This is a genomic window from Oceanisphaera litoralis, assembly GCF_016907015.1.
Taxonomy (GTDB): domain Bacteria; phylum Pseudomonadota; class Gammaproteobacteria; order Enterobacterales; family Aeromonadaceae; genus Oceanimonas; species Oceanimonas litoralis.
In genome coordinates, this window is record NZ_JAFBBE010000004.1 from 70328 (window position 1) to 96488 (window position 26161).

20 protein-coding genes and 1 tRNA gene are annotated in these 26161 nt (G+C 57.8%); 4 read left to right on the forward strand and 17 right to left on the reverse strand.

What is annotated here, in order from left to right; translation table 11 throughout:
- Positions 1-12 precede the first annotated feature (12 nt).
- The 12 genes from HNR62_RS03360 to HNR62_RS03415 form a co-directional block, all read right to left on the reverse strand.
- A complete protein-coding gene (locus HNR62_RS03360; protein WP_204794682.1) occupies positions 13-1398 on the reverse strand; it encodes an HlyD family type I secretion periplasmic adaptor subunit in 1386 nt (461 codons plus the stop codon).
- Complete coding sequence (locus HNR62_RS03365) at positions 1391-3535, reverse strand: type I secretion system permease/ATPase (protein ID WP_204794683.1); 2145 nt, start codon at positions 3533-3535, stop codon at positions 1391-1393. Before HNR62_RS03365 ends, HNR62_RS03360 begins: the two co-directional genes overlap by 8 nt.
- Positions 3536-3792: 257 nt before the next feature.
- Positions 3793-4872: a class II fructose-bisphosphate aldolase gene (gene fbaA / locus HNR62_RS03370; protein WP_204794684.1), complete on the reverse strand. Its 1080-nt coding sequence runs from the start codon at positions 4870-4872 to the stop codon at positions 3793-3795.
- 70 nt (positions 4873-4942) lie between these two features.
- Positions 4943-6106, reverse strand: a complete 1164-nt coding sequence (gene pgk / locus HNR62_RS03375; RefSeq protein ID WP_204794685.1) for a phosphoglycerate kinase — start codon at positions 6104-6106, stop codon at positions 4943-4945.
- Positions 6107-6159: 53 nt separating this feature from the next.
- Positions 6160-7179: an erythrose-4-phosphate dehydrogenase gene (gene epd / locus HNR62_RS03380; protein WP_204794686.1), complete on the reverse strand. Its 1020-nt coding sequence runs from the start codon at positions 7177-7179 to the stop codon at positions 6160-6162.
- 178 nt (positions 7180-7357) lie between these two features.
- Positions 7358-7525: a hypothetical protein gene (locus HNR62_RS03385; protein WP_204794687.1), complete on the reverse strand. Its 168-nt coding sequence runs from the start codon at positions 7523-7525 to the stop codon at positions 7358-7360.
- Positions 7526-7645: 120 nt separating this feature from the next.
- Positions 7646-9019, reverse strand: a complete 1374-nt coding sequence (locus HNR62_RS03390; protein ID WP_204794688.1) for an MFS transporter — start codon at positions 9017-9019, stop codon at positions 7646-7648.
- 224 nt (positions 9020-9243) lie between these two features.
- Complete coding sequence (locus HNR62_RS03395) at positions 9244-11415, reverse strand: malate synthase G (protein ID WP_204794689.1); 2172 nt, start codon at positions 11413-11415, stop codon at positions 9244-9246.
- 393 nt (positions 11416-11808) lie between these two features.
- The gene (gene phoU / locus HNR62_RS03400; protein WP_204794690.1) at positions 11809-12516 is read right to left on the reverse strand and encodes a phosphate signaling complex protein PhoU; all 708 of its coding nucleotides are present in this window, start codon (positions 12514-12516) and stop codon (positions 11809-11811) included.
- A gap of 14 nt (positions 12517-12530) precedes the next feature.
- Positions 12531-13349, reverse strand: a complete 819-nt coding sequence (gene pstB / locus HNR62_RS03405) for a phosphate ABC transporter ATP-binding protein PstB (protein WP_275588024.1) — start codon at positions 13347-13349, stop codon at positions 12531-12533.
- 32 nt (positions 13350-13381) lie between these two features.
- The gene (pstA, locus tag HNR62_RS03410; protein ID WP_204794691.1) at positions 13382-15031 is read right to left on the reverse strand and encodes a phosphate ABC transporter permease PstA; all 1650 of its coding nucleotides are present in this window, start codon (positions 15029-15031) and stop codon (positions 13382-13384) included.
- A gap of 14 nt (positions 15032-15045) precedes the next feature.
- The gene (locus HNR62_RS03415; RefSeq protein WP_204794692.1) at positions 15046-17277 is read right to left on the reverse strand and encodes an ABC transporter permease subunit; all 2232 of its coding nucleotides are present in this window, start codon (positions 17275-17277) and stop codon (positions 15046-15048) included.
- 213 nt (positions 17278-17490) lie between these two features.
- Here HNR62_RS03415 and HNR62_RS03420 point away from each other — a divergent pair, with 213 nt between their 5' ends.
- The 3 genes from HNR62_RS03420 (at position 17491) to ppx (ending at position 21617) form a co-directional block, all read left to right on the forward strand.
- Positions 17491-17991: a glycine cleavage system transcriptional repressor gene (locus tag HNR62_RS03420; protein ID WP_204794693.1), complete on the forward strand. Its 501-nt coding sequence runs from the start codon at positions 17491-17493 to the stop codon at positions 17989-17991.
- Between the two features lie 76 nt (positions 17992-18067).
- Entirely contained in the window at positions 18068-20122 is a 2055-nt protein-coding gene (gene ppk1 / locus HNR62_RS03425) for a polyphosphate kinase 1 (RefSeq protein ID WP_204794694.1), read from the forward strand.
- A gap of 7 nt (positions 20123-20129) precedes the next feature.
- Complete coding sequence (ppx, locus tag HNR62_RS03430; RefSeq protein WP_204794695.1) at positions 20130-21617, forward strand: exopolyphosphatase; 1488 nt, start codon at positions 20130-20132, stop codon at positions 21615-21617.
- A 7-nt stretch (positions 21618-21624) separates the two neighbouring features.
- Here the strand turns inward: ppx and tadA are convergent, their stop codons facing one another.
- On the reverse strand, positions 21625-22113 hold the full coding sequence (tadA, locus tag HNR62_RS03435; protein ID WP_204794696.1) for a tRNA adenosine(34) deaminase TadA: 489 nt from the start codon (positions 22111-22113) through the stop codon (positions 21625-21627).
- 391 nt (positions 22114-22504) lie between these two features.
- Between tadA and HNR62_RS03440 the strand changes: the two genes are divergently transcribed.
- Positions 22505-22581 (forward strand) — tRNA-Pro (locus tag HNR62_RS03440).
- Positions 22582-22696: 115 nt separating this feature from the next.
- On the opposite strand, the gene HNR62_RS03445 is transcribed toward HNR62_RS03440, so the two are convergent.
- The 4 genes from HNR62_RS03445 to phoR all read right to left on the reverse strand — a co-directional run bounded on the left by HNR62_RS03445 (position 22697) and on the right by phoR (position 26154).
- Complete coding sequence (locus HNR62_RS03445; protein WP_204794697.1) at positions 22697-23158, reverse strand: GNAT family N-acetyltransferase; 462 nt, start codon at positions 23156-23158, stop codon at positions 22697-22699.
- Positions 23159-23305: 147 nt separating this feature from the next.
- Complete coding sequence (locus HNR62_RS16110; protein WP_239552565.1) at positions 23306-23590, reverse strand: hypothetical protein; 285 nt, start codon at positions 23588-23590, stop codon at positions 23306-23308.
- 133 nt (positions 23591-23723) lie between these two features.
- Entirely contained in the window at positions 23724-24695 is a 972-nt protein-coding gene (locus HNR62_RS03460; RefSeq protein ID WP_204794698.1) for a PstS family phosphate ABC transporter substrate-binding protein, read from the reverse strand.
- Positions 24696-24837: 142 nt separating this feature from the next.
- A complete protein-coding gene (gene phoR, locus HNR62_RS03465; RefSeq protein ID WP_204794699.1) occupies positions 24838-26154 on the reverse strand; it encodes a phosphate regulon sensor histidine kinase PhoR in 1317 nt (438 codons plus the stop codon).
- Between the last annotated feature and the right edge of the window lie 7 nt (positions 26155-26161).

Below are 26161 nucleotides of genomic sequence, written 5' to 3' on the forward strand. Positions count from 1 at the left end.
TCCCTTCCTGATTTAACGCTCACGCAAAGCGCCCTGCCTTGCTCTTAATATGGGTTTGAGCAGGTAGTCCAGTACCGTTTTTTTACCCGTTATAATATCGACCCCGGCCTGCATACCCGGAATAATCCTGAGCGGCGCCCGCTCATCTCCCAGAAAACTTTCACTGGTACGAATGGTCGCCAGAAAAAAAGTATTGCCTTCCTCATCCTGAATGGAATCGGCACTGATTTTCTCCACTTCACCCACCAGGCCCCCATAGATAGTAAAATCATAGGCAGTAAACTTGACCATCGCCTCCAGCCCCGGGCGTAAAAAGCCGATATCTTTCGGCTCTATACGGGCCTCTACCAGTAAAGTGTCTTCCAGGGGCACTATTTCGACCAGATCCACCCCCGGCTGCACTATGCCCCCCACGGTATTGACGTTAAGGGTCTTGATGGTGCCTTTGACCGGAGAGGTCACCGAGGTTCGCCGCACCCGGTCCTGCAGGCCAACCTCTCCCTGCTGCAACTGAACCAGCCGGTTACGCCGTTCGTTCAGCTCCTTCTGCGCGTCGGAACGGAAGGTCAGCGCCACCTCCTTGCGCTTGAAGATGTTTTCCCGCAGGGAAGCGTCGAGCTTGGGCAACAGCAGGCGGGTCGACTCCAGTTCCCCCTGCATCTCGTTCAGCTGCCGTTCGAGACGCAGAATTTCCACCTGGGGCACTATGCCTTCCCGGGCCAGCGGACGGCTCATGTTCACTTCACGCGCGGCCAGCAAGACCCCGCGCTGCAGAGTACGTACCTTGGCATTGGTTTCTATGACTTCCTGCTCACGCTGCTCTATCTGATTGCCGAAAATGGATAGCTGGTTTTTGACGAAGCCCACTCGCTCGCTGAACAGGGAGCGCTGAAAATCAGGCTGCCCCGGATATTGTTCGCGAAAGTCATCGGGAAACTCGAGGTCGACTTTTTCAACTTTTACCTGCTCGCGCCAGGCCAGGCTCGCGTCTTCCTGAATATGAATCGAATTCACCTCGGCCTTTAACCGCCGCACATCGCCCTGCAAGGCGGCAATCTCCTGTTCCCGCTCCCGCAGATCCGACAGAAAACGAGTGTCATCGATAAGCAGCAGCGCCTGACCCTTTTCCACCTGTTGCCCTTCCCGGATATACAATTCGCGGACTATGCCCCCCTCCAGGTTGGACACCACCTGGATCTGGCTGGAAGGGATCACCTTGCCCATGCCCGAGGTCACCTCTTCCAGCTCGGCAAAATACGCCCATAACAAGGCCACCATCACAAACAGCAGCATGCTCCACAGAAGAACTCGCGCCCCTCTCGGTGTATTCATCAGCACGGCGGCGGCGGTGTCGTTGGTATAGTCAAGCAACTCGGGGGCAAGTGTCTGTTTAGCCATTGCTGACCTCCCTGCTGCGCACCTGGCCGGATTGCAGCTGCTGCAACACCTGCGCCTTGGGGCCATCCGCCACTATTCGCCCCTGCTCCAGCACCACGATCCGGTCAACCACCTCCAGCATGGAGGTGCGATGGGTCACCAGCAACAGTGTCTGTTCGGCCCTGAGCTTGAGCAGCTCCTGACGAATATATTGCTCCGAGCGGTTATCCATGTTGGAAGTAGGCTCGTCCATCATCAGCATCACGGGATCACTCAGCAAGGCCCGGGCGATGGCCACCGCCTGACGCTGGCCACCGGACAGCTGGCGGCCGCCTTCGCCTACCTGTTTATCCAGACCATCGGGATCCTGGTTGGTAAACAGGGTCACCCCCGCCCGCTGAGCAGCTTTGAGCACCTGGTTTTCTTCCGCCAACGGGTTGGCAATCACGATATTGTCGCGAATGGTGCCGAAGAACAGGTTCACGTCCTGAGGCACACAGCCGATATTGCGCCTCAGTGTCGCCGGCTGCAGCTGGCCGATATCGATGCCATCGATACGAATGGCGCCGCCAGTCGGTTTGTACAGGCCCGCCACCAGTCGCTCCAGCGTGGTCTTGCCCGAGCCGATGCGACCGATAACGGCCACCTTTTCTCCGGCCTTGATATGCAGGCTCAGCTTGCTCAGCACATCATGCTCGGTGCCCGGATACCGAAAACACACCCGATCAAACCGGATGTCGCCGCTGAATACCGGATGATGAATAAAGCGCCGTCCCGCTTCCTGCTCTTCGGGCGCCGCCATGATCTGTTCCAGGATCCCCATGGCCGATCGGGCCTGGTTATAGCGGGTGGACAATACCGACAGCTGTACCATGGGGGCTATGGCCCTGCCGCTCAGCATCACCGACGCTATCAGGCCGCCCATGGACAAGTCACCGGCGGCAATCAGGTACACCCCCAGCACGATCAGGCTGATGGTGGTGAATTGCTGAGTCACACTGGCCAGGGTGGATACCGAGTTGGTCAGGCGCCGGGTTTTCATGCCCCAACTGGCAATATGGCTCACCGCCTGCTCCCAGCGATGCTGGAATGCGCCCTGAGCACCAAACAACTTGATGGTTTCGAGCCCGGCAATACCCTCCACCAGGTTGGCGTTTTTCTGGGATGCCAGCCTGGCGCCCTCCTCGATACTGCGTTTCAGCGGCCCCTGCACCAGTGCGCTGAAGCCAAGCAGCAATAACATTGCGATAACCGGCACCCACACCATATAGCCGGCGAATACCCAGATAATCAGCAGAAACAACAAGGAAAAAGGAATGTCGACCAGCGCCGCCACCGTGGCCGAGGTCAGAAAGTCCCGCACCGATTCGAATTCCTGCAGATGCTTGGCGAAAGCGCCGGTAGAAGGGGGCCGGGCCTCCATGCGCATGCCCATCACCTTGGAGAAAATCTGCGCCGACAGCAGCACATCCGACTTTTTACCGGCCACATCGATAAAGTGACTGCGCAGCATACGCATCACAAAATCGAACAGAAACACGATGCCGGCGCCGATGGCCAGTACCCATAAGGAGTCGAAAGACAGGTTGGGCACTATCTTGTCGTACACATTCATGGTGAACAGGGGCGTCACCAGGGCAAAAATATTGATCAGCAAGGAGCCTGCCAGCACATCCCGGTAGATGGAAGAAGATCGCCGCAAGGTCCCCCAGAACCAATGTCCGTCATGGCTGTCCAGCATCCTGGGGGAGCGTTCATCGAAGCGAAATTTAGGCTTGGTAAAAATAGCCTGACCGCGGTAACTGGCCGCGAGCTTGTCACGCGACAGCCACTGTTCGCCCTCTCCCGACGCCGGCAGCATCACCTTGAATCGTGACTGTTCGGGATCGGTTTCCAGCAAGACACTGGCGCCGCCGTCTTTCAGCAGCAGGATACAAGGCAGCAACAGGTCCGAGATGTCATCGAGCACATGGGTTGCATGATGCGACGACAAACCGGCCCGCTCGGCCGCCCGGGAGAACAGCAGCGGCGTCAGCCTGGCTTTCGGCAGTGGCAACCCGGATATCAGGGCCTCCCCCTGCCAGGGATGACCATAGAGTTTGGTCAGGAACACCAGGCAATGCAGCAAGGGATCCTGAAGCGATTGTGAGTCCTGCATGAGTCATGATGCTCTTGTTAGTAGCGCTTGGGTCTTATTTTAGTGAAGTTATGGCGGCTGCGTTAAAATGAGCAAGTAATGAGCAAGTAATGAGCAAGTAATGAGCAAGTAATGAGCAAGTAATGAGCAAACAAACAGCAGATTGATAGCCAAACGACACTGCGCTGTACTGGTCGAGCATCAGGAGGAACGCAGAAATGCGAGCAAAAAAATACCGGCGTTGGGCCGGTATGATTTCAAACTTGAAAGGCTAATATTTACAATACGTTAACCGCATTCAGCTCTTTGAATGCCTGCTCCAGGCGGGCCATCATGCTGTTCTGGCCTTCGCGCAGCCAGACTCGTGGATCGTAATATTTCTTGTTCGGCTTGTCGTCACCGTCCGGGTTGCCGATCTGACCCTGCAGATACGCTTCCTTTTCCTTGTAATAGGCCATGACACCGGCCCAGGTAGCCCACTGGGTGTCGGTATCTATGTTCATCTTGATCACCCCGTAACCGATGGACTCCTTGATTTCCTCGGCGGAAGAGCCGGAGCCACCGTGGAACACGAAGTTCAGCGACTTGGCCGGCAGACCGAATTTTTCGGACACGTACTTCTGGGAATTATCCAGGATCTGCGGCGTCAGCTTGACGTTGCCCGGCTTGTATACGCCGTGCACGTTACCGAAGGAAGCCGCTATGGTGAACTTGTCGCTGATGGCGCTCAGTTTCTCGTAGGCATAGGCCACGTCTTCCGGCTGGGTATAGAGCAGCGAGCTGTCCATGCCGGTGTTGTCGACGCCGTCTTCTTCACCGCCGGTGCAGCCCAGTTCGATCTCCAGGGTCATGCCGATCTTGCTCATGCGCGCCAGGTACTGGCCGCAGATCTCGATGTTTTCTTCCAGGCTCTCTTCGGACAGGTCAATCATGTGCGAGCTGAACAGCGGCTTGCCGGTCTCGGCAAAGTGCTGCTCGCCCGCGTCCAGCAGACCGTCAATCCAGGGCAACAGCTTCTTGGCCGCATGGTCGGTGTGCAGTATCACCGGCACGCCGTAGGCGTCGGCCAGGGCATGCACGTGTCGGGCACCGGAAATGGCGCCCAGAATGGCGGCCTGGTGACCTTCCAGCTTCAGCCCCTTACCGGCGAAAAAGGCGGCGCCGCCGTTGGAGAACTGGACCACCACCGGGGCTTTTACCCGGGCCGCCGCTTCCATCACGGCGTTAACGGACTCGGTACCCACCACGTTCACCGCCGGCAGCGCGAATGCCTGCTCTTTGGCGATGGCAAATATCTTCTGCATATCGTCGCCGCTGACGACACCCGGCTTGACCACATCTAGAATTCTCTGGGACATTATCTTGCTCCTGTAGGATAAAGCAGTCGGCCGGCAACCGATGCCGGCCGATGTTAATCGGTAATAGGGGTTAACCTCTGGCTCTCTGCTCGAGCATGGCCACCGCCGGCAGGGTCTTTCCTTCCACAAACTCCAGGAAGGCGCCGCCACCGGTAGAAATATAGGATATCTTGTCCTTGATACCGAACAGATCGATGGCGGCCAGGGTATCGCCGCCCCCGGCGATGGAAAAGGCGTCGCTCTCGGCAATGGCCCTGGCCACTATGTCGGTGCCGCGACGGAAGTTTTCAAACTCGAACACGCCTACGGGGCCATTCCAGATGATGGTTCCGGCCTTTTTCAGGATCTCGGCCAGCTGTTCGGCGGAAGCGTCACCCAGGTCGAGGATCTGCTCGTTGTCGGTCACTTCGGACACCTGCTTGAGCGTGGCCGGGGCTGTCTCCGAAAACTCGGTGGCGGTACGCACGTCGGTGGGCAGCGGAATATCGCATTTGGCCATCAGTCGCTTCGCTTCCGGGATCAGGTCCGCTTCATAAAGCGACTTGCCCACCTGGTGGCCGGCGGCGGCAACGAAGGTATTGGAAATACCGCCCCCCACCACCAGCTGATCGGCGATGCCGGACAGGGATTCCAGCACGGTCAGCTTGGTGGAAACCTTGGAGCCGCCCACTACCGCCACCAGCGGACGGGCCGGGTTATCCAGCGCCTTGGCCAGTGCTTCCAGCTCGGCAGACAACAGGGGGCCGGCACAGGCAACGGGGGCAAATTGGGCCACCCCATGAGTGGAAGCCTGGGCCCGGTGGGCGGTGCCGAAGGCATCCATCACGAACACATCACAGAGGGCGGCATACTGACGAGACAGGGCCTCGTCGTCTTTTTTCTCGCCCTTGTTGAAGCGCACGTTTTCCAGCACCACCAGTTCATTGGCGGCCAGGTCAACACCGTTCAGATAATCTTTGGCCAGACGCACCGGCACGGACAGCGCCTGCTGCAGGTAGTCCACCACCGGTTGCAGGGAGAACTCGTCGGCGTATTCCCCTTCGGTGGGGCGGCCGAGGTGAGAGGTCACCATCACCCTGGCACCCTGAGCCAGTGCCGCTGCTATGGTCGGCAGCGAGGCCAGGATACGGGCATCTGAGCCGACCTTGCCGTTTTTAACCGGCACGTTCAGATCGGCACGGATCAGCACCCGCTTGCCGGACAAGTCGAGTTCATTCATTTTGATGACAGACATTAGACGTCCTCTATATTGCTGTATTAGGGTCTGTTGACCTTTCGAGATGATTGTTAATTCGTGTCGGCAGGCGTGAGCCAAGCCAGGCTGGTATCCAGCATCCGGTTGGCAAAGCCCCATTCGTTATCGCACCACATCAGCATCTTGATCAGGTTGGCGTCACTGACCCGGGTCTGGGTGCCATCGATGATAGAAGAATGGGGATCATGATTGAAGTCCACCGAGACCAGCGGCGCCTCGGTATAGCCGAGAATGCCCTTGAGCGGCCCGGCGGCGGCCTCGCGCAGCACCCGATTGACCGCCTCGACCGTGGCCTTGCTTTCCACGATGACGCTCAAATCCATGGCGGTGACGTTAATGGTGGGCACACGCACCGAAATGGCCTCGAACTTGCCGGCAAAATGCGGGAGTATGCGCTCAACCCCCTTGGCCAGCTTGGTATCCACCGGAATGATGGACTGGCTGGCGGCGCGGGTTCGGCGCAGATCGGGATGATAGGCATCGATCACCTGCTGATCATTCATCGCCGAGTGAATGGTGGTGATGTTGCCGCACTTGATATTGAACACCCGGTGCAGGGTCTCAATCACCGGCACCACGCAGTTGGTGGTACAGGAAGCGTTGGACACCATGGTCTCGTCGCCGGTCAATTGCCGGTGATTGACGCCATAAACGATGGTGGCGTCCAGATCGTTGTCGCCCGGATGGGAGAACAGCACTTTCTTGGCGCCGGCCTTCAGATGCAGCCGGGCATCGGCTCGGCTGGACAGGACGCCGGTGCATTCCAGCACCAGATCGACGCCCAGTTCAGCCCAGGGCAGCCTGGCCGGATCGGGCTCATGACATAGGCGGATGATATCGTCTTCAATCTCGAAGGCGCCCGGCAACAGCTTCACCTCGCGGCCGAAGCGTCCGTGGCTGGAATCGTAACGGGTCAGGTGAGCCATGGCTTCTGGCTCGGCCAGTTCGTTGATGGCGACAATCTTCATATGCCGGTGCAAATCACGTTCGTAAAACGCCCGTAATACACTGCGTCCGATACGGCCGTAGCCGTTAATGGCGACTCGAATCATTTACTCTTGTTCCTGTGGGCATAAAGGCGGTACCGGGTATTTCCCTTCCGATACGGAAATCAGGCACAAGTCTAACGGGGATTGAAACCAAGGGGAATGGCTGGGGAAGTGATGGCGCCCTAAAAAGGAAAAACCCGGCTACCAAGGCAGCCGGAGGAGTCATCACAACAGAGGGAAATCAAACGCCTTCCAGCTCGACTTCTCGCTGGTCGGTACGAACAGGGTCGTCGGCTTGTTGCTGCAACCAGCGCAGCAACTGGGCCGGATAACAATCATCCGCCGCCGACATGCAAGGCGGTAACGACAGGTGGGGGGGCATCATCTGCGGCACATAATCCATATCCATGATCTTGTCCTCGCTGGTGAAACAAACCTCAAGTTGACCGTTACAATTTAACATCTCCTGTTGACGGCATTATGACTGTATAACAAACCCGCAGCTTATGCGACCCGACGCGGCCGCCATTCAGTGCGGCACCGGCGCCTCTGTATCGGCCCGGGCTCCGGGCTCGGGCTCGGGCAAGTCCAGTTCCATCTGGCTGGCCTGTGCTTCGGCGATTTCCTCGGCTTCCATATGCGGAAACACCTCTTCCATCGGGACTTCCACAAACTCTTCGTTTCGAGGATCCAGCTCGACAATAATACCGGCCGTGTCCGCAGGGGTCTGGATATAGTGGGCCTGCTCCAGCACCGGTACCGACTTGCTGCGCCATTGCCAGATCCAGCTGTAGGTTCCCAGTATCAGCGCCACCCCGGCACAACCATAGTAAAGCCCCTGAGCCCCCAGCCAGGTCATCATGCTGGAGCTGAACAGTGGCCCCAGTGTGCTGCCCAGGCCGTAACTCAGCAACAGGGTGGTGCTGGCCGCCACGATATGGTGGGCTTCCATTCGGTCGTTGGTAATCGCCACCGCCACCGGATAGATAGCCGCCACCATGCCCATATAGAGGGAAGAAAAGCCGATCAGCAGCCACAGGTGCAGGTGCCCCAGCAACACCACCCCCAGGGCACTGCCGACAATCAGCGCATTGAGCCAGACCATGATTTTGCTGCGGTCGAGCCGGTCACATAACCGGCCCAACGGCCAGGCAAACAGAATAAAGGTAAAGACCGAGGCCGCCATGAAGTAGGAGAGCTGATCCACCGGCAGGCCCACCTCGATGGCATAAACCGGAGCCATGGAATAGAAGCTGCTGATCAGGATCCCACTGCACAGGGCCGCCAGCAGTCCTATCGGTGCATCCTTGATAATGACTTTGACGCTGATACGTTCGCTGTGCTCTATGGTCGGTGCTTCTACCCGACTCAGCGACAGCGGTACCAGCGCTGCGGTCAATACGATGGCGCCCAGGGTAAAGGGCACAAAGGCCGCCGGATCGGTCAGGCCAATCAGCAACTGGCCGGCGGTCGCCGCCAGATAGGTACAAATCTGATAGGTAAAGAACAGCGTGGCTCTGTGTTCATTGGTGGCCACGGCACTGAACCAGCTTTCAATCACCACGAAACTGCCGGCTACCGCTATGCCGGCAAAGGCGCGTAACAGCGCCCAGATCCAGATACTGTCGGTCAGCGGAAAAATCAGGGTGGAGCTGGCCAGGAAGGCACTGAACACGGCAAAGGCTCGAATGTGCCCCACGCGCTTGATTACCCGGGGGCCATACAGGGACCCAAGCACAAAACCCACCGAGTAACACACCATGATGCTGCCGATCAGCGTCGGCTCGACTCCCCTGAGCCCCAGGTTGACCCCGAGCAGGGTCATGACAAAGGTGTTTCCTCCCATCAAGAGGAACACACTGAAAATCAAGGCGGAAAGAGAGATAACCAGACGTTTGATCATGAACGGCCGCTGTGTGAATCACTGAGTGGGATGGCTGTCAGATTGACAGGAAACCCAGACGGTTAACAGCCCGGATATGCTTTTTTATCCGGCGTTGATCACGAATATCACACATGAGCGCATCCGTTTTATTCTTGACCGATGACGCATAAAAAATCCCCGGACCAGCCGGGGATTTTATCAGCAACCGTTATCGACTGCTTTTTATCAGCAACAGGGAATTATCAGCCCCGGGCTTTCAGCTTGCGACGATACGCGTGCAGCAGTGGCTCGGTATAACCGCTGGGCTGGGTCGCGCCCTCGAATACCAGGTCACAGGCGGCTTTGAAGGCGATGCCATCGAAGCCCGGCGCCATGTTGCGGTAGAGGGGATCGGCGGCGTTCTGCTGGTCGACGATGGCGGCCATGCGCTGCATGGACGCCATCACCTGCTCCCTGGCCAGAATGCCGTGACGCAGCCAGTTGGCGATATGCTGAGCGGAAATACGCAGGGTAGCGCGGTCTTCCATCAGGCCGACATCATTGATGTCCGGCACCTTGGAACACCCCACCCCCTGATCAATCCAGCGCACCACATAACCGAGAATACCTTGGGCGTTGTTATCCAGTTCATTCTGGATATCTTCGGCCGTCAGTGTTTCCGGGTCGGTCAGAAGCGGTATGGTCAGCAATTCGTCCAGGCTGGCCGCTTCGCGAGACTTCAGCTCATCCTGACGGGACTTGACGTTCACCTGATGATAATGGGTGGCGTGCAGCACGGCGGCGGTCGGAGACGGAACCCAGGCGGTGTTGGCACCGGACAGCGGATGAGCAATTTTCTGCTCCAGCATCTCGGCCATGTGGTCGGGAATCGCCCACATGCCCTTACCGATTTGCGCCTTGCCCTGCAGGCCGGCGGCCAGACCCACGTCTACGTTGTTGTTTTCGTAGGCGCCAATCCAGGCCTGCTGCTTCATGTTGCCTTTACGCACGACCGGCCCCGCTTCCATGCTGGTGTGAATCTCGTCACCGGTACGGTCCAGGAAGCCGGTGTTGATGAAGACCACACGCTCGCGGGCTTCATAGATACAGGCTTTCAGGTTGACACTGGTACGGCGCTCTTCGTCCATGATACCCACCTTCAGGGTATTCCTGGTCAGGCCCAGTACCTGCTCGATACGGGCGAACAGTTCACAGGTAAAAGCGACTTCTTCCGGACCATGCATCTTGGGCTTGACGATATAAACGCTGCCGGTACGGGAGTTCTTGAACCGGCTGTTGCCTTTCAGATCGTGAATGGCAATCAGGCAGGTCACCAGACCATCGAGAATGCCTTCCGGTACTTCGTTGCCGTCCTGGTCCAGTACCGCTTCGTTGGTCATCAGGTGACCCACGTTACGCACGAACAGCAGGCTGCGACCGTGCAGGGCGAAGGCTTCACCCTGGGGGTTCAGGTATTCGCGATCCGGATTCAGGGCGCGAACGATTTCCCTGTCGCCTTTCTGCATCTTCTGGGTCAGGGTACCTTTCATCAGGCCCAACCAGTTGCGATACACGCCAACCTTGTCTTCCGCATCGACGGCAGCCACCGAGTCTTCGCAGTCCATGATGGTGGACAGGGCAGATTCCAGCAGCAGATCCGTGATGCCGGCCTTGTCGTCTTTACCGACCTGGCTGGTGCGGTCGAACTGCAGCTCGATGTGCAGGCCATTGTTACGGAGCAATACGGCGGTCGGCGCCACTGTGTCCCCCTGGTAACCGGCAAACTTGCCGGTGTCGGCCAGGAGTGTGACATCACCGCTTTCCAGGGTTACCTGCAGTTGGCCGTCCATCACCTGATAGCTGTCGGCATCGGCATGGCTGCCATTGGCCAGAGGCGCGGCCTGATCCAGCAGGTTACGACCCCAGGCAACCACCCTGGCCGCCCGGCGCGGGTTGAACGCCCTGGTTTTTTCGGCGCCCTCGGCATCGGAGATGACATCGCTGCCGTACAGTGCATCGTACAGGCTGCCCCAACGTGCGTTGGCGGCATTCAGGCAATAGCGGGCATTGTTGACCGGAACCACCAGCTGAGGGCCGGCCAGGGTCGCCAGTTCTGCATCCACACGGGTGGTGGTGATGACAAAGTCATCGACTGCCGGCAACAGGTAACCGATCTCGGTCAGAAACTGCTTGTAGGCTGCCGTATCCAAGGCCTGACCGGCACGAGCCTGGTGCCATTCGTCGATTTGACGTTGCAGCTGCTCGCGTTTTTCCAGCAGGGCACGGTTCCTGGGCGCCAGATCCTTGACTACCTGTTCCATACCGGCCCAGAAGTCGGCCGGCTCGACGCCAGTACCGGGGATGATTTCATTTACTACCAGATCATGAAGAACGGTAGCGACTTGCAAAGTGCCGAGGTGAGTACGTTCCGTCATAGTTGCTTCTTCCATGCTAGTTGTCAGTAATGATGTTCAAGACCAATCACCAACTCTAATCGCTTCGGAGCGATAGTCTACCCCCTGAAGAGAGCCAGAGGCAAAAGTCTACCCCCTGAAGAGAGCCAGAGGCAAAGCGGAATTGCAATAAATGCTCACAATAACTTTACAAATTGCGCACAAAAAGTCATTTGCTTTATAGTACTGCATATAATTCAATGGCATAGAGATCTATAACAGCCCGGTGAATTCGTCCATATTTTCGGCAATTCACCGGGCTGCCACCGCCGGCAGGGCCGGGCCACCGGACGAAAAAACAAACAAAAAAACGCGCCAACGCGCGTTTTTTTAAACAAGCCGGGTCACATCAAGCTATCCGGCAACCCTTGTCGTTTATCGATCCAGCATGCTGTGAATGTCTTCGTCGCTGGTGTGACGCACGTCCTTGCCCTTGACGAAATAGATGATGTATTCACAGATATGCTGTACCCGGTCCCCTACCCGCTCCAGCGAGCGCGCGCACCACAGCACATTCAGCACATGAGGAATGGAGCGCGGATCTTCCATCATGAAGGTCATCAGCTCGCGGATAATGGACTCATATTCCCGGTCGACCTTGGCATCTTCCTTGTGCACTTCTATCGCCGCTTCCACGTCCATGCGGGCGAAGGCGTCCAGCGACTCGTGCAGCATCTTGACGGTACGCCGGCCCATGTTTTCCATCGACACCAGCGGCGGCTGTTTCTTGTCGGCGTTGTCCAGCAGCATGATGCCGATACGCTTGGCCACATCGCCGATGCGCTCCAGATCGGTGATGGTCTTGATAATGGCCAGTACCAGCCGCAAATCCGAGGCTGCCGGCTGACGCTTGGCGATGATACGGGTGCAGTCTTCGTCGATCTGCACCTCGAGTCCGTTCACCTTGTTATCGTTCAACACTATCTGCCGGGCCATCTCCAGATCCTGCTTGTGGATGGCGGTAATGGCATCGGTCAGCTGCTGCTCGACCAGGCCGCCCATTACCAGCACCTGGTTCAGGACGCCTTCCAGTTCGGTGTTGAACTGACCGGAAATGTGTTTCTTGAAGTTGTTGTTATCCATCGTCGTTGTGCTCCTTAACCATAGCGCCCGGTAATGTAATCCTCGGTCTTTTTCTTGGCCGGGGTCGTGAACAGGGTATTGGTATCGGTGTACTCAATCAACTCGCCCATGTACATGAAGGCGGTATTATCCGACACCCGCGCCGCCTGCTGCATATTATGGGTCACTATCACCACGGTGAACTGTTCCTTGAGGGTATTGATCAACTCCTCGATCACCAGGGTAGAAATCGGATCCAGCGCCGAGGTCGGCTCATCCAGTAACAGCACCTCCGGCTCGATGGCAATGGCCCGGGCAATCACCAGTCGCTGCTGCTGACCGCCGGACAGACCGAAGGCGTTCTCGTGCAGCCGATCCTTGACCTCGTCCCACAGCGCCGCCCCGCGCAATGAACGCTCCACCGCCTCGTCCAGCCGGCGACGGTCGTTGATGCCCTGCAGCCGCAGGCCGTACACCACGTTCTCGTAAATCGACTTGGGGAACGGATTGGGCCGCTGGAATACCATGCCCACCTGCCGGCGCAGGGCTGCCACATCCACCCCCTTGCCATAGATGTTCTGCTCGTGCAGCAGAATTTCGCCGTCGATACGGCAATTATCCACCAGATCGTTCATCCGGTTGATACAGCGCAACAGGGTGGACTTGCCACAGCCGGACGGCCCGATAAAGGCGGTCACCTGGCCCTTGGCGATATTCATGTCCACATCGAACAGTGCCTGCTTGCTGCCGTAGAACAGATTCAGGCCGCGGATCTCCAGCGCCGTCTGCTCTTTGGTCAGCCGACTGATATCGAGTGTTTCATCCTGGTTCATGGTGGTTGCTACATTAATCATCTTTTTACCTCAAAACGATAGCTGTCTCGATCTTACTGATCAAGAGAGCGGAATTTTTCACGCAGGTGATTACGAATACCGATAGCGGTCAGGTTAAGACCGACGATCACCGTCACCAGCAGGAAGGAGGTTGCGTACACCAGCGGTCGCGCCGCCTCTACGTTGGGGCTCTGAAAACCCACATCGTAAATATGAAAGCCCAGGTGCATGAACTTGCGTTCCACATGCAGGTAGGGGAAGTTTCCGTCTACCGGCAGGTTGGGCGCCAGCTTGACCACACCCACCAGCATCAGTGGCGCCACTTCGCCCGCCGCCCGGGCGATGGCCAGAATAAGGCCGGTCATGATAGCCGGGCTGGCCATGGGGATCACGATGCGCCACAGGGTTTCCGCCTTGGTGGCCCCCAGCGCCAGCGAGCCCTGACGCACCGAACCGGGAATCCGCGACAAGCCTTCTTCGGTGGACACTATCACCACCGGCAGGGTCAGGATGGCCAGGGTCAGCGCCGACCACAAGACACCGGGCGAACCGAAGGTCGGAGTGGGCAGCGACTCGGGATAGAACAATTGGTCGAGCGAGCCCCCCACCATGTAGACGAAGAAGCCCAGACCGAACACCCCGTACACGATGGACGGCACCCCTGCCAGGTTGATCACCGCGATGCGGATGATCTTGGTCAGGTTGTTCTTGCCCGCATACTCATGCAGATAGATGGCTGCCACCACCCCCAGCGGGGTCACGATAATGGCCATCAGTATCACCATGAACACGGTGCCGAAGATGGCCGGGAAGACGCCCCCCTCGGTGTTGGCCTCGCGCGGTTCACCGCTGACAAACTTGCCGATTTCCTTGAACCAGTGCAGCATCTTGGCCACCGGGCCCATGTCGTTGGGCCAGGCCACATCCAGCACATTGCCCAGAGACAGAATCACTTCCTGGCCGCGCATGTCCCGCACCACCACATTATCGCGGCGCGCCTCTTCACGCAGGGCGAACAGCTGCTTTTCCAGCACCTGATAATCGGCTCTGAGCTGCTGCTCCTCGGCCCGGATCTCGGCCAGCGCTTCATCGGTCGCTTCGCCATCCAGCTCCAGCCGGCGCTGCTTGAGACGCAGTTTTTCCAGCTCGAAGTTGATGGTGCCGATCTCGCCTCGCTGCAGGGCTTTCATCTGGCTGTTCAGCTCACCGACCCGATCGATACGGCTGCGCAGTTGCTCGCGTACCTCGCCACCGACGGCCTTGTCCCCTTCCAGCACCCGCTCGACATAACCGTAGAAGTTACCGTGGTTGGAACGCTCCAGCACCGCAAGATCGGCCGGCTGCTCGCGGGAAACGATGTCGGTTTCCAGCAACCAGCGAAAATCGAGCTGCACAAACTCCCGGTTACCCGTCTTGACCAGATAACGGGTCAGGGTATCGGAGGTCACCCCTTCCAGCGCCAGACCCGAACCGCGCAACTGGGCCAATGGCACCGCTTCCCGGTCATGAATTTCACCGATTACCGTATAGCGATCGCCCTCGGTCGAGCTGATGTCCCATTCGTAGATGCTATGCGGCCAGAAAAAAGTCAGGCCGCGCCAGCCAATCAACAACAACAACCCCAGCACCGCCACCAGGCTGAGACTGACTGCGCCGCCGGTCATCCAGATCCAGGGCGCTCCCGATTTAAACCATTTCGTCATGCGTCGTCCCGCCCTTACATTGAGCTGTATTTGTCACGCAGTCGCTGACGAACAAACTCTGCGACCGTGTTGAACATGAAAGTGAATACAAAGAGCACGAAGGCCGCCAGAAACAGTACCCGGTAATGGGAGCTGTTCACCTCGGCTTCCGGCATTTCCACCGCGATATTGGCGGCCAGGGTACGCATGCCGTTGAAGATGCTGAGATCCATCACCGGCGTATTACCGGTGGCCATCAGCACTATCATGGTCTCGCCCACGGCCCGGCCCAGCCCCATCATCACCGCCGAAAAAATACCGGGGCTGGCGGTCAGCATCACCACCCGGGTCAGGGTCTGCCAGGTGGTTGCCCCCAGGGCCAGCGAGCCGTTGGTCAGGTGCCGGGGCACCGAGAACACGGCGTCTTCGGCAATGGAGAAGATAGTCGGTATCACCGCAAAGCCCATGGCGATACCCACCACCAGCGAGTTGCGTTGATCGAAGCCGATACCCAGCTCGTTGGTAAGAAAGCCGCGGGCATTGCCGCCGAAAAACATGTTTTCCACCATAGGGCTGAAGGCAAAGGACATCCAGCCCACCAGCACCACCAGCGGCAGCAACAGGACGCATTGCCAGCCTTCGGGCACCGCATTACGAATCTGTTTGGGCAGATGATGCCAGCCAAAGGCCATCAGCAATATCGACACCGGCAACATCACCAGCAGGATAGCGATGCCCGGCAGATGGGTTTCGATCAGCGGCGCCAGCCACAGACCGGCCAGAAACCCGAGGATCACCGTCGGCAGCGCCTCCATGATTTCCACCGTCGGCTTGACCACCTTGCGCAAACCGGGCGACATGAAATAGGCGGTGTACACGGCGCCGGCAATGGCGATGGGTACCGCAAACAAGAGCGCATAAAAGGCCGCCTTTAGGGTACCGAAAGAGATGGGCACCAGGCTCAGCTTGGACTCGAAGTCGCTGCTGCCGGAGGTGGACTGCCACACATATTGCGGCTCGGAGTAACCTTCATACCACACCTTGGTCCACATGGCGCGCCAGGTCACTTCCGGGTGCTCGTTCTCCACATGGAAGGTAGAAAGCTGATTGCCATTGAGCAACAGCAGCATGGAATTACGGGGGGATATCGCCAGCGCCGACACGCCGTCACCGGCCAGTTTGTCGGAGAACAGACGAGAGCCGCCGGTGGTATGGAAGATATCCAGGCTGCCGTTGCTCGACACAGTGACAAAGCCCTTTCGGTTCACCTCGGACGCTATCTGCGTGATGGCGCCGTTCGCCTCGAATTCCCGGATAAAGGTAAATTCACGCTTGCCGTCACGGGTAACCTCGAACCACTGGGACACCTTGCCGTTGTCGTTGGCCACCAGCAGCGAATTGCCACCGGACAGCAGGCTCAGAGAGCTGATGTTGCCACCGGCGGCATTCATCGCCAGCACGTTACGCAGCCGCACCTTGTTGATGTTGCGCACGTCATAGACATAAACGTCGTTGTGGCTGCGCGCGAACAGGAAGCGCAGGTTCGGGGTCAGCAACAGCTGATCCACCTGCTCGGGCAAGGCCGGAATCGTCACCTGGGTCGGCTTGAGCTCGATTTCGCCGGTGATGAAGTTTTCCTTGCCGGCAAAACGGGTCAGGATGCCGGTACCGTCATCGGTCAGGGCCGCCGCCGCCAGGTCATCTCCGTTGCGCGCTATGGTGAGCTGACGCAAGGGACGCTGTTGCTCATCCAGCACCAGAGGCTGTTCCCCGAAGGGGAAATCCACTTTGGGCTCTATGGTGCGGACATTATCCGGATAACTGACGTTGAACCTGGGCGACAACACCATCAGCCGGCCGTCATTGAGACCATAGGCGACCATCTTGTCGGTCATGCTGCGGGCAACGCTGGTTACCTCGCCCTCTACCTTGAGGCTATAAACCAGCTTGCCCTTCTCGGGCAGCGAATAGAAGTTCACTTCGCCCCTGTCGTTGAAGCGGTACATCAGCTCGTTCTGCTCTTCAATGCCCAGCAGTGCCGTGTTGCCCATTTCGGTACCGGACACGGCCAGGCTGAATTGCTGCCCCGGCTCGACCCGGGCACCGTCAAAAATCGGCTTCACCACATACAACAGGTAGAAAAAGATCAGCAGCAGCGCCACCAGTACCAGAATGCCGCCTGTGGTCACGCCTATGTGCGCCAGCCGGTCTTTAAACCAGCGTCGGCGGCTGCCCGACAGCGCCAGGGTTTGGGTTTCGGTCGACATCAGTCACCTCGATAGATTTCCAGTTACGCCTATTGTATGGCAGATAAATGACAATTTTGTTACATCCGAGAACCGTGAGCTGGATACCGGTAAAAAATTTCGGAACCATCTATCTTCAAGCTTCATCGACTGACTTCAACGGCTGACTTCAACGGCTTACTTCAACTGTCGAGCCAGGTTTTTTACACGTGTATGGTTACAAGGAGAGAGCTCATGAAAACACTGGTTGCCACCCTGATAGGTCCCGACAAGAGCGGTCTGGTCAAACAGCTGGCCACGCTTATCAAACAACACCACGGCAGCTGGCAGGCCAGCGCCATGAGCGAGCTGGCCGGCAACTTCGCCGGCATAGTGGAAATACGGGTGCCGGAAGAACACAGCGAGTCTCTGGGACAGGCCTTGCAACAGTTGCCCGACTTTCAGGTACAGTTGCTGGAAGGCAAGCAGGCGGCACAGTCCGGCCAACAACTCAAGCTGACCGTCACCGCCAACGACCGGCTGGGCATCATCGACGAGGTCACCGAGGTATTGAATCAGTTCAACATCAGCGTGAAAACCCTCAAGACCGACAGCTACCCGGCGCCGACCACCGGCACCATGCTGTTTGAAGCCAGCAGCATGCTGACCCTGCCCCATGGCCAGACCCTGAGCGATTTGCAGGCACGGCTGGAGGCCCTCAGCGACGATCTGGTGGTTGACATAGATCTCATTTGAGTCGTAATAAAAGTGTCACACGAATCTGTCATAAAGGCGCGGTAAACATGAACTGACCCGCCTGACAGGAATAATAATGAGTACGGACAAGTGGTATCTGCCAAAGGAACTGAGCTGGCTATCGTTCAACGAGCGCGTCTTGCAGGAGGCCATGGACAAAAGCGTACCCCTGATAGAGCGGGTACGCTTTCTGGGTATTTTTTCCAATAATCAGGACGAGTTTTTTCGAGTTCGGGTCGCCGACATCAAACGCCAGATCATGATCGATGCGGATCAGGGCAAGACCAACGGTGCCGCCACCCTGCTGCGCGATATTCAGCAAAAGGTGATCGCCCTGGGTGACACCTTCGATGAAGTCTACAAGGAACTGATCGTCACCCTGGCCCGGCAGAATATCTTTCTGCTCAACGAGTCTCAGCTCGATCCCGAGCAGGAAGCCTGGGCCAGACGCTATTTCGATAATGAAATTCGCGCCTACCTGTCGCCCATCATACTGCGCGCCGACATAGACCCGGTTCGCTTCCTCAAGGATGAGTATACCTACCTGTGCGTGGGCATGATAAAAAACGAAAAGCGTCATTACGCGCTGGTGGAAATTCCCACCGACGTGCTGCCCCGCTTCGTGGTGCTGCCGCCGGGCAAGAGCCGGCGCCGAAAAAGCATCATCATCATGGACAACGTGATTCGGCTTTGCCTCAACGACCTGTTTGCCGGTTTCTTCGAGTATGACGACATTCACGCCTACTCCTTCAAAATGACCCGGGATGCGGAATACGACCTGTCCGATCAGCTCGATCAGAGCCTGCTCGAAAAGATGAGCGATGGCCTCAAACAACGGCTTACCGCCCTGCCGGTGCGCTTCGTGCACGATAGGGACATGCCGCCGGAAATGGTGCAGGGCCTGGTACGCAAGCTGCGGATTCAGGGGCACGATGCGGTGATGTCCGGCGGACGTTATCACAACTTCAAGGATTTTATCGGCTTTCCCAACATTGGCCGTCGCCACCTGGTCAACAAGCCGCTGCCGCCGCTTAAATGCCGGGAATTCCGCGATAGCCCCTCTTCCTTCGACGCCATTCGTCGGCGCGATATTCTGCTGTATTTTCCCTATCACAGTTTCAGCCACGTCACCGAATTTGTGCGTCAGGCGTCGTTCGATCCGGCGGTGGTCAGCATCAAGATGAACGTGTACCGGGTGGCCAGCCTGTCACGTATCATCCATTCGCTGATGGATGCGGCCAGCAACGGCAAAAAGGTCACCGTGGTGATTGAACTGCGCGCCCGCTTCGACGAGGCCGCCAATATCGATTGGGCCAAGACCATGACCGAGGCCGGCATCGATGTGGAATTCGGCGTGCCCAGCCTCAAGGTGCATTCCAAGCTGTGTCTGGTCACCCGGCGGGAAGCAGGCCAGCTGGTGCAGTATGCCCATGTCGGCACCGGCAATTTCAATGAAAAAACCGCCAAAATCTATACGGATTTCTCGCTGTTGACCGCCAACCCCGACATTACCAACGAGGTGGCGGCGGTCTTCGACTTTATTCGCCAGCCCTATCGGCGGGTCAAGTTCAATCACCTGCTGGTGTCGCCGCTCAATGCCCGACGCAGCCTGTACAGCATGATCGACAACGAAATCACCAACGCCAAGCAGGGGCTGCCGGCTTCATTGACGCTCAAGATCAACAACCTGGTGGACAAGGGCTTGATCAACCGCCTCTATGGTGCCAGTCAGGCCGGAGTCAGCATCGACATCATAGTGCGGGGCATGTGCTCGCTGCTGCCCGGCATACCCGGCGTCAGCGATAACATTCGCGCCATCAGCATCGTCGATCGCCACCTGGAACACCCGCGCGTGCTGGTGTTTCATAACAATGGCCAGCCGAAGGTCTATATCTCTTCGGCCGACTGGATGACCCGCAACCTCGATTTTCGTATCGAGGTGTCCACGCCGATTCTGGATCCGACGCTGCAAAAGCGCATCATCGATATTCTGCAGATCCAGCTCAACGATACCACCAAGGCCCGGGTGCTGGATCAGGAGCAGAACAACCATTATGTGGACAGAGGTAACCGGCGTAAAATCCGTTCCCAGACCGCTATCTATGACTATCTGAAAGCCCTGGAGGAATAATTTTTTCATGGAAGAACACGACGTAGCCACCATCGATTTAGGCTCCAACAGCTTTCACATGGTCATCGCCCGCTATCAGGGCAACCACCTGCGTATCGTCGATCGCATAAAACAACGGGTTCGGCTGGCCGAGGGGCTGAATGAACAACAACAACTCGATCAGGACGCCATGGCCCGCGGCCTGAGCTGCCTGGCCCTGTTTGCAGAGCGGCTGCGCGGCTTTCCTGCCAGCCGGGTACGGGTGGCGGCCACCTTTACCCTGCGCGAAGCCGCCAACGCCGACGATTTCCTCATTCAGGCCCGTCAGCGGCTGGGCTTTCCCATCGACATCATCAGCGGCAATGAAGAAGCCCGCCTTATCTATCAGGGCGTGGCCCACACTCAAGATATCCGGGGCCGAGTGCTGGTGATCGACATCGGCGGCGGCAGCACCGAACTGGTGATCGGCCAGGGATTCGATTGCAAACTCGTCTCCAGCCACAGCATGGGATCTGTCAGTTTCACCCAACGGTATTTTGCCGACGGCAACCTGAGCGAACGCCAGTTTCAGCAGGCCGCCGATGCGGCGCAATATTTGCTGGCACCCAAGCTGGGCGCTTATCTTGACCTTGGCTGGGAGCGGGTGCTGGGCTGTTCCGGCACCATCAAGACACTGCTGGAAATGTGCAGCGCCGTCACCGGCGAGTCGTGCATCGACTTGCCGGCCCTGCTGCATATTCGGACCCAGCTGATTAACGCCGGTCATATCGACCGGGTCAGCATCAGCGGGCTGGGTGAGGATCGCAAGCCGCTGATCGCCGCCGGTCTGTCCATCCTGCTTGGACTGTTTCAGTGTCTGAATCTGGCAAGAATGGACTTTTCCGACGGCGCCCTGCGTGAAGGGCTGCTGTACAGCGCCTTTGGTCGATTCGAGCATCACTCGGTGCAAACCCATACCCTGCAGGCGCTGAGCCGTCAGTATGCGGTCGATACCCGTCAGGCCGAGCGGGTTCACGATACCGCACTCGCCTTATTCGAACCACTGCGCGACAGCTGGCAGCTGGATGGCGAGGCCGCCGATTTGCTGGCCGGGGCCGCCCGGTTGCATGAGGTGGGGCTGCATATCAACTTTACCGGTATTCACCGCCACTCCGCCTATATATTGCGGCACAGCGATTTACCCGGTTTTACCCTGGAGCAGCAAAAGATACTGGCCGCCCTGGTGCGCTTTCATCGCAAGGCGCTCAAGCTGTCGGAACTGGAGCCGCTCGACACACTGCCTGAAATACAGCTATGGCGACTGGTGCGCCTGCTGCGGCTGGCAGTGGCACTGCACCGCCACCGTCAGAACCACGCCTTGCCGCCACTGGTGCTGGAGTTGGGCGGGCAGGATGCATTGCGGCTGCGACTGCCCGCCGACTGGTGTGAACATAATCCTCTGCTGATGACCACCCTGCAACGCGAGCAGGATTATCAGGCCAAGATCGGCTGGAAACTGGAGCTGATAAAGGTGTAAAGCCGGCCTATTCCGCCGCCTGCTTGCGGGCGGCTTTTTTTTCGGCCCGGCGGCGCTTGAAGAAGGCGCTGAGCTGGGTAGCACAGTCTTCGGCCAGTACGCCCGATTGCCAGGCCACCCTATGATTCAGCCCGGGGGTAGCCAGCAGTTGCAGCACCGAGTCTACTGCCCCGGTCTTGGCATCCGCGGCACCGTACACCAGGCGTTGAATACGGCTGTGTACCATGGCTCCGGCGCACATCATGCAAGGCTCCAGGGTCACGTAGAGAATACAGTCCGGCAGTCGGTAATTGCCGATGGCAAGGCCGGCCTGGCGCAGCGCCATGATTTCGGCGTGCGCGGTGGCATCGTGGCTGCCGATGGACCTGTTCCAGCCCTCGCCGATACATTCCCCCCGGTACACCACCAGGGCCCCGACCGGTACTTCGCCTTGCGCCTCGGCCCTTGCCGCCAGCATCATGGCCCGGCGCATCCAGTATTCGTCTTGTTCGTTCATAACCGCCTCCGTTGGCCGCGTATTATGGCAAAAGACGAACCGGCTGCAAGCAGGGGTTGTCATTAACATCTGCTGAAGAAGGCAGCATCAGCAATATCCTGTGACCGATGCGGATTTTGGGGCTGGCCTGCCTTTATCGTCACCCTCGCGAAGGCGGGGGTCCAGAGCCTGGGATTCCCGCCTTCGCGGGAATGACAAGGGAAGACGGGCGGGAGTGTCGACAGAACCACGCCTGTTGTGCAGCATGACTACTTATACGCTGAAAATACGCTAAAAATACGCTGAAAAGATTGAAAAAAGCATTCGGCCGCACAAGAAACCGGCAAACAAACCGGAATGAAGAAAAGAGACTTGCAGCGTCAAAGCCGCCCCTATATAGTGAGCCCCGATTCGGCGTGTAGCGCAGCTTGGTAGCGCACTAGCATGGGGTGTTAGGGGTCGGAGGTTCGAATCCTCTCACGCCGACCAAATCAAATAAAAAACCCACCTTGCGGTGGGTTTTTTATTGCCGCTAATTCGAAGCAAGATTCGAAGCAAGAAATGAAAACCGCCTCACGACCGCCCCATTCCATTACTGACATCGTTAAAACCTGAATTCCATCAGGCTCACCGATACCTGCTCGCCTCTGCGTTTAAGCTCCCGCTGCTCCAGAAACACGAACCCCATGCGTTCGAAAAACGGCCGCGCCGTGATACTGGCCTTGCAATAGAGCCGGGACAAGCCTCGAGACGCCGCTTCGGCTTTCAGTCGCTGCATCAGCGCCCGGCCAATCCCCTCGCCCTGATGGGCGTGATGCACATAAAACAGATCGATACGGCCATCGTCCCCCAGTTCGGCAAAGCCCAGCAAAAACTTGCCATCCATCGCCACCAGTGGACGAGTACGGATAAAACGACTGACCCAGCGCGGCTCGTCGTATTCATCAGGCGCCCACACCGCCAACTCACCGGCACTGTAATCGGCCTGGTTGATGCGGTGCACGGTATCATGGAACAAACGCCAGATATTGCCTGTTTCACCGCTGCGTATCTTCCTGATTTCCATGCTGACTCCTGCCGATACCCGTATAGATTCCTATTCGTCCTCTATCTAGCCACAGTTACCTGAAATAAAAAAGCGGCATCATTGCCGCTTTGTCATATTTATTGCCTATATCGACTTTATTGCCTATATCGACCGAATCACGGGTGTTCAGATGGTCGTTTTCGCTGCCGGAGCAGTGTACGCGACCACATCGCCGCCAGCAGCCAGTACGGGCGCAGCCCGGGTGATCGCCGTGAGAGTGAGCGAGGCCTTGGCCAGCGGTACCCGCACCGCATGACCGTTCAGCTTGCCCTTGAGCTCGGGAAAGATGTGGGTGCTGGCGGTGGCAGAGCCGGTGGTGGTCGGGATCAGGCTCTGGCCGCCCTGAGCGCCAACCGCCCCATACGGCCAAAACCGTTGATACCGACTCTGATCGTCATTTCTGCTCGTCATTCCTGCTCTTCTTTCCGGCTTTTGTCACTGCGAGGTAAAAAGGAATATATGAAAAATCATATAAACTGAATGCAAAAAAAACCCGGGGAAGGCCCCGGGAATCTTTATTACGAAGGTCGCGCTATCAAATGACTTACTTCAGACCCAGTTTTTTCAGGTCGGCATCGATAACGGCAGACGGTACAGGTACATAACCGTCTTTATCCACGATTTCCTGACCCTGCTTGGACAGCATCAGCTTGACGAATTCAGCTTCCATCGGTCCCAGTGGCTTGTTGGGGTGCTTGTTCACGTAAACGTAGAGGAAACGTGACAGCGGGTAGTTACCGGTGATGGCGTTCTCGGCGTTGGCGGCAACGTAGTCGGTGGAGCCCGCTTCGGCCAGCGGTACGGCACGTACGCTGGAGGTGCTGTAGCCCAGGCCGGAATAACCGATGGCGTTCAGGGAAGAAGACACCGACTGCACCACGGAGGCAGAGCCCGGCTGCTCGTTGACGTTGTTCTTGAAGTCACCCTTACACAGCGCTTCATCCTTGAAGTAACCGTAGGTACCGGAAACCGAGTTGCGGCCGTACAGCTGGATGTCGCGGTTGCCCCAGTCACCGGACAGACCGGTCTGGCCCCACTTGGTGATTTGCTCGTTGTTGCCGCAGCTCAGGGTGCTGGAGAAGATGGCATCCACCTGGTCGATGCTCAGTCCTTCGATGGGGTTGTCTTTATGCACGAATACCGCCAGGGCATCGATGGCGACGCGTACTGGTGTCGGCTTGTAACCATAGCGCTTTTCGAAGGCTTCGATCTCGTTGCTCTTCATGGCGCGGCTCATGGGGCCAAACTGGGCAGTACCTTCGGTCAAAGCGGCAGGGGCGGTTGAAGAGCCAGCGGCCTGAATCTGCACGTTGACGTTGGGATAGCTGCGCTTGAATTCTTCGGCCCACAGGGTCGCCATGTTGGCCAGGGTGTCGGAACCCACAGAAGACAGGTTGCCGGAAATACCACTTACCTTCTGGTAATCCGGAAGTGAGCTGTCTACGGCAGCCAGTGCCGTAGTGGAAGCCAGTGCGGCGGTCAAACCAAGAGCAGTTACCAGTTTGTTCAGTTTCATCCTTAATCTCCAATCTGAGTGCAGTCTGAGTTCGGTCTTTCAAAACGGGGTCAGTATTGCCGCCGCTAATGACAACTACATGAATACGGGGTGACACATTTATGACAGTCAAACAAGAAAACCATCGCCGCTGTTTTCAGACTCAGGCAATGGCCCTGTTGGGGTTATCCCGCACCAGCAGCCGCTCGGGCAAAATAAAACTGAAGCAGCTGCCCTCACCAACCTTGCTGCGGATATCGAGGTGGGCATCGTGATGACCAAGCGCATGCTTGACGATGGCCAGCCCCAGCCCTGAGCCCCCTGTCTGGCGACTGCGTGCTTTGTCGACCCGATAGAAACGTTCGGTCAGGCGGGCAATATGCCCGGGCGCAATGCCGTCGCCGTTGTCCGTCACCGCAAAGCGACCATACTTGCCCACCAGGCCCCATTCCACTTTGATACGGGTGCCTGGCGGAGAATGACGGATGGCGTTGTAGACCAGGTTGGAAATGGCGCTGCGCAGTTGCTCCTGATCGCCCCGCACCTTGAGGCCGGTATCCACCTGAAAGCTGAATTCATGATGTTTGTCGCCACTCAGGGCCAGTGCCTCCTGCTCCAGCATCGCCAGCATGGTCGGCATATCGACAATCTTGCTGGTATCTATGGTGGCAGACGCTTCGATGCGGGTCAGGGTCATCAGCTGGGTCACCAGGGCATCCATGCGCTGGGTCTGCTCCAGCATCACCTTCTGGGTTTTCTGCCACCTTTCCTCGGTGGGCCGTTCGTCAAGCAACTCGAGATACCCCTTGAGTACCGTCAGCGGCGTTCGCAGCTCGTGAGACACATTGGCAACGAACGACTTGCGCATCTGCTCAAGACTACGCAGTCGGGTGATATCCCGCACCACCAGCAGCGCCTGATCTTCGGTATAGGGCATGATGCGACATTCAATCAGCTTTTCTTCGCTCATCGGCGACGGCAGCTCCAGCGGCTCATCAAACAGCCCCCGCTCCATGTAGGTAATAAACACAGGGGCACGGACCAGGTTGCCGATATGCTGACCCGCGTCTTCCGGCCAGCGAAAGCCCAGCAGTTGCTGCGCCAGCTTGTTGCACCAGATGATGCTGCCATCGCGACGGATCACCACGGCCGCATCGGGCAACGCCTCGGCGCCTTCCCGAAAACGGCGTATCAGGTTGGCCAGCTCTCGCCGTCGGGCCCGCTGGCGTTGCTGCATGCGGTAAATACCATTGAAAATGGCCTCCCAGCTGCCCAGACCTTCCGGTGGCGTCAGGCTGCGATCGCGCCACAGCCAGACGGCCAGCTTATGCTGAAAACGGTAATGCCACAGCAGATGCAGTACCGTGCCTGCCAGCAACCCCAGTGCTATCCGGTCCAGTAACAGGCCGAGCAGAAAAAAAGCCAGATAGTAGAAGCTTAACCGCCACCACAAGCCGTGGCCGGATTCTTGTAACTGCATACAGGCC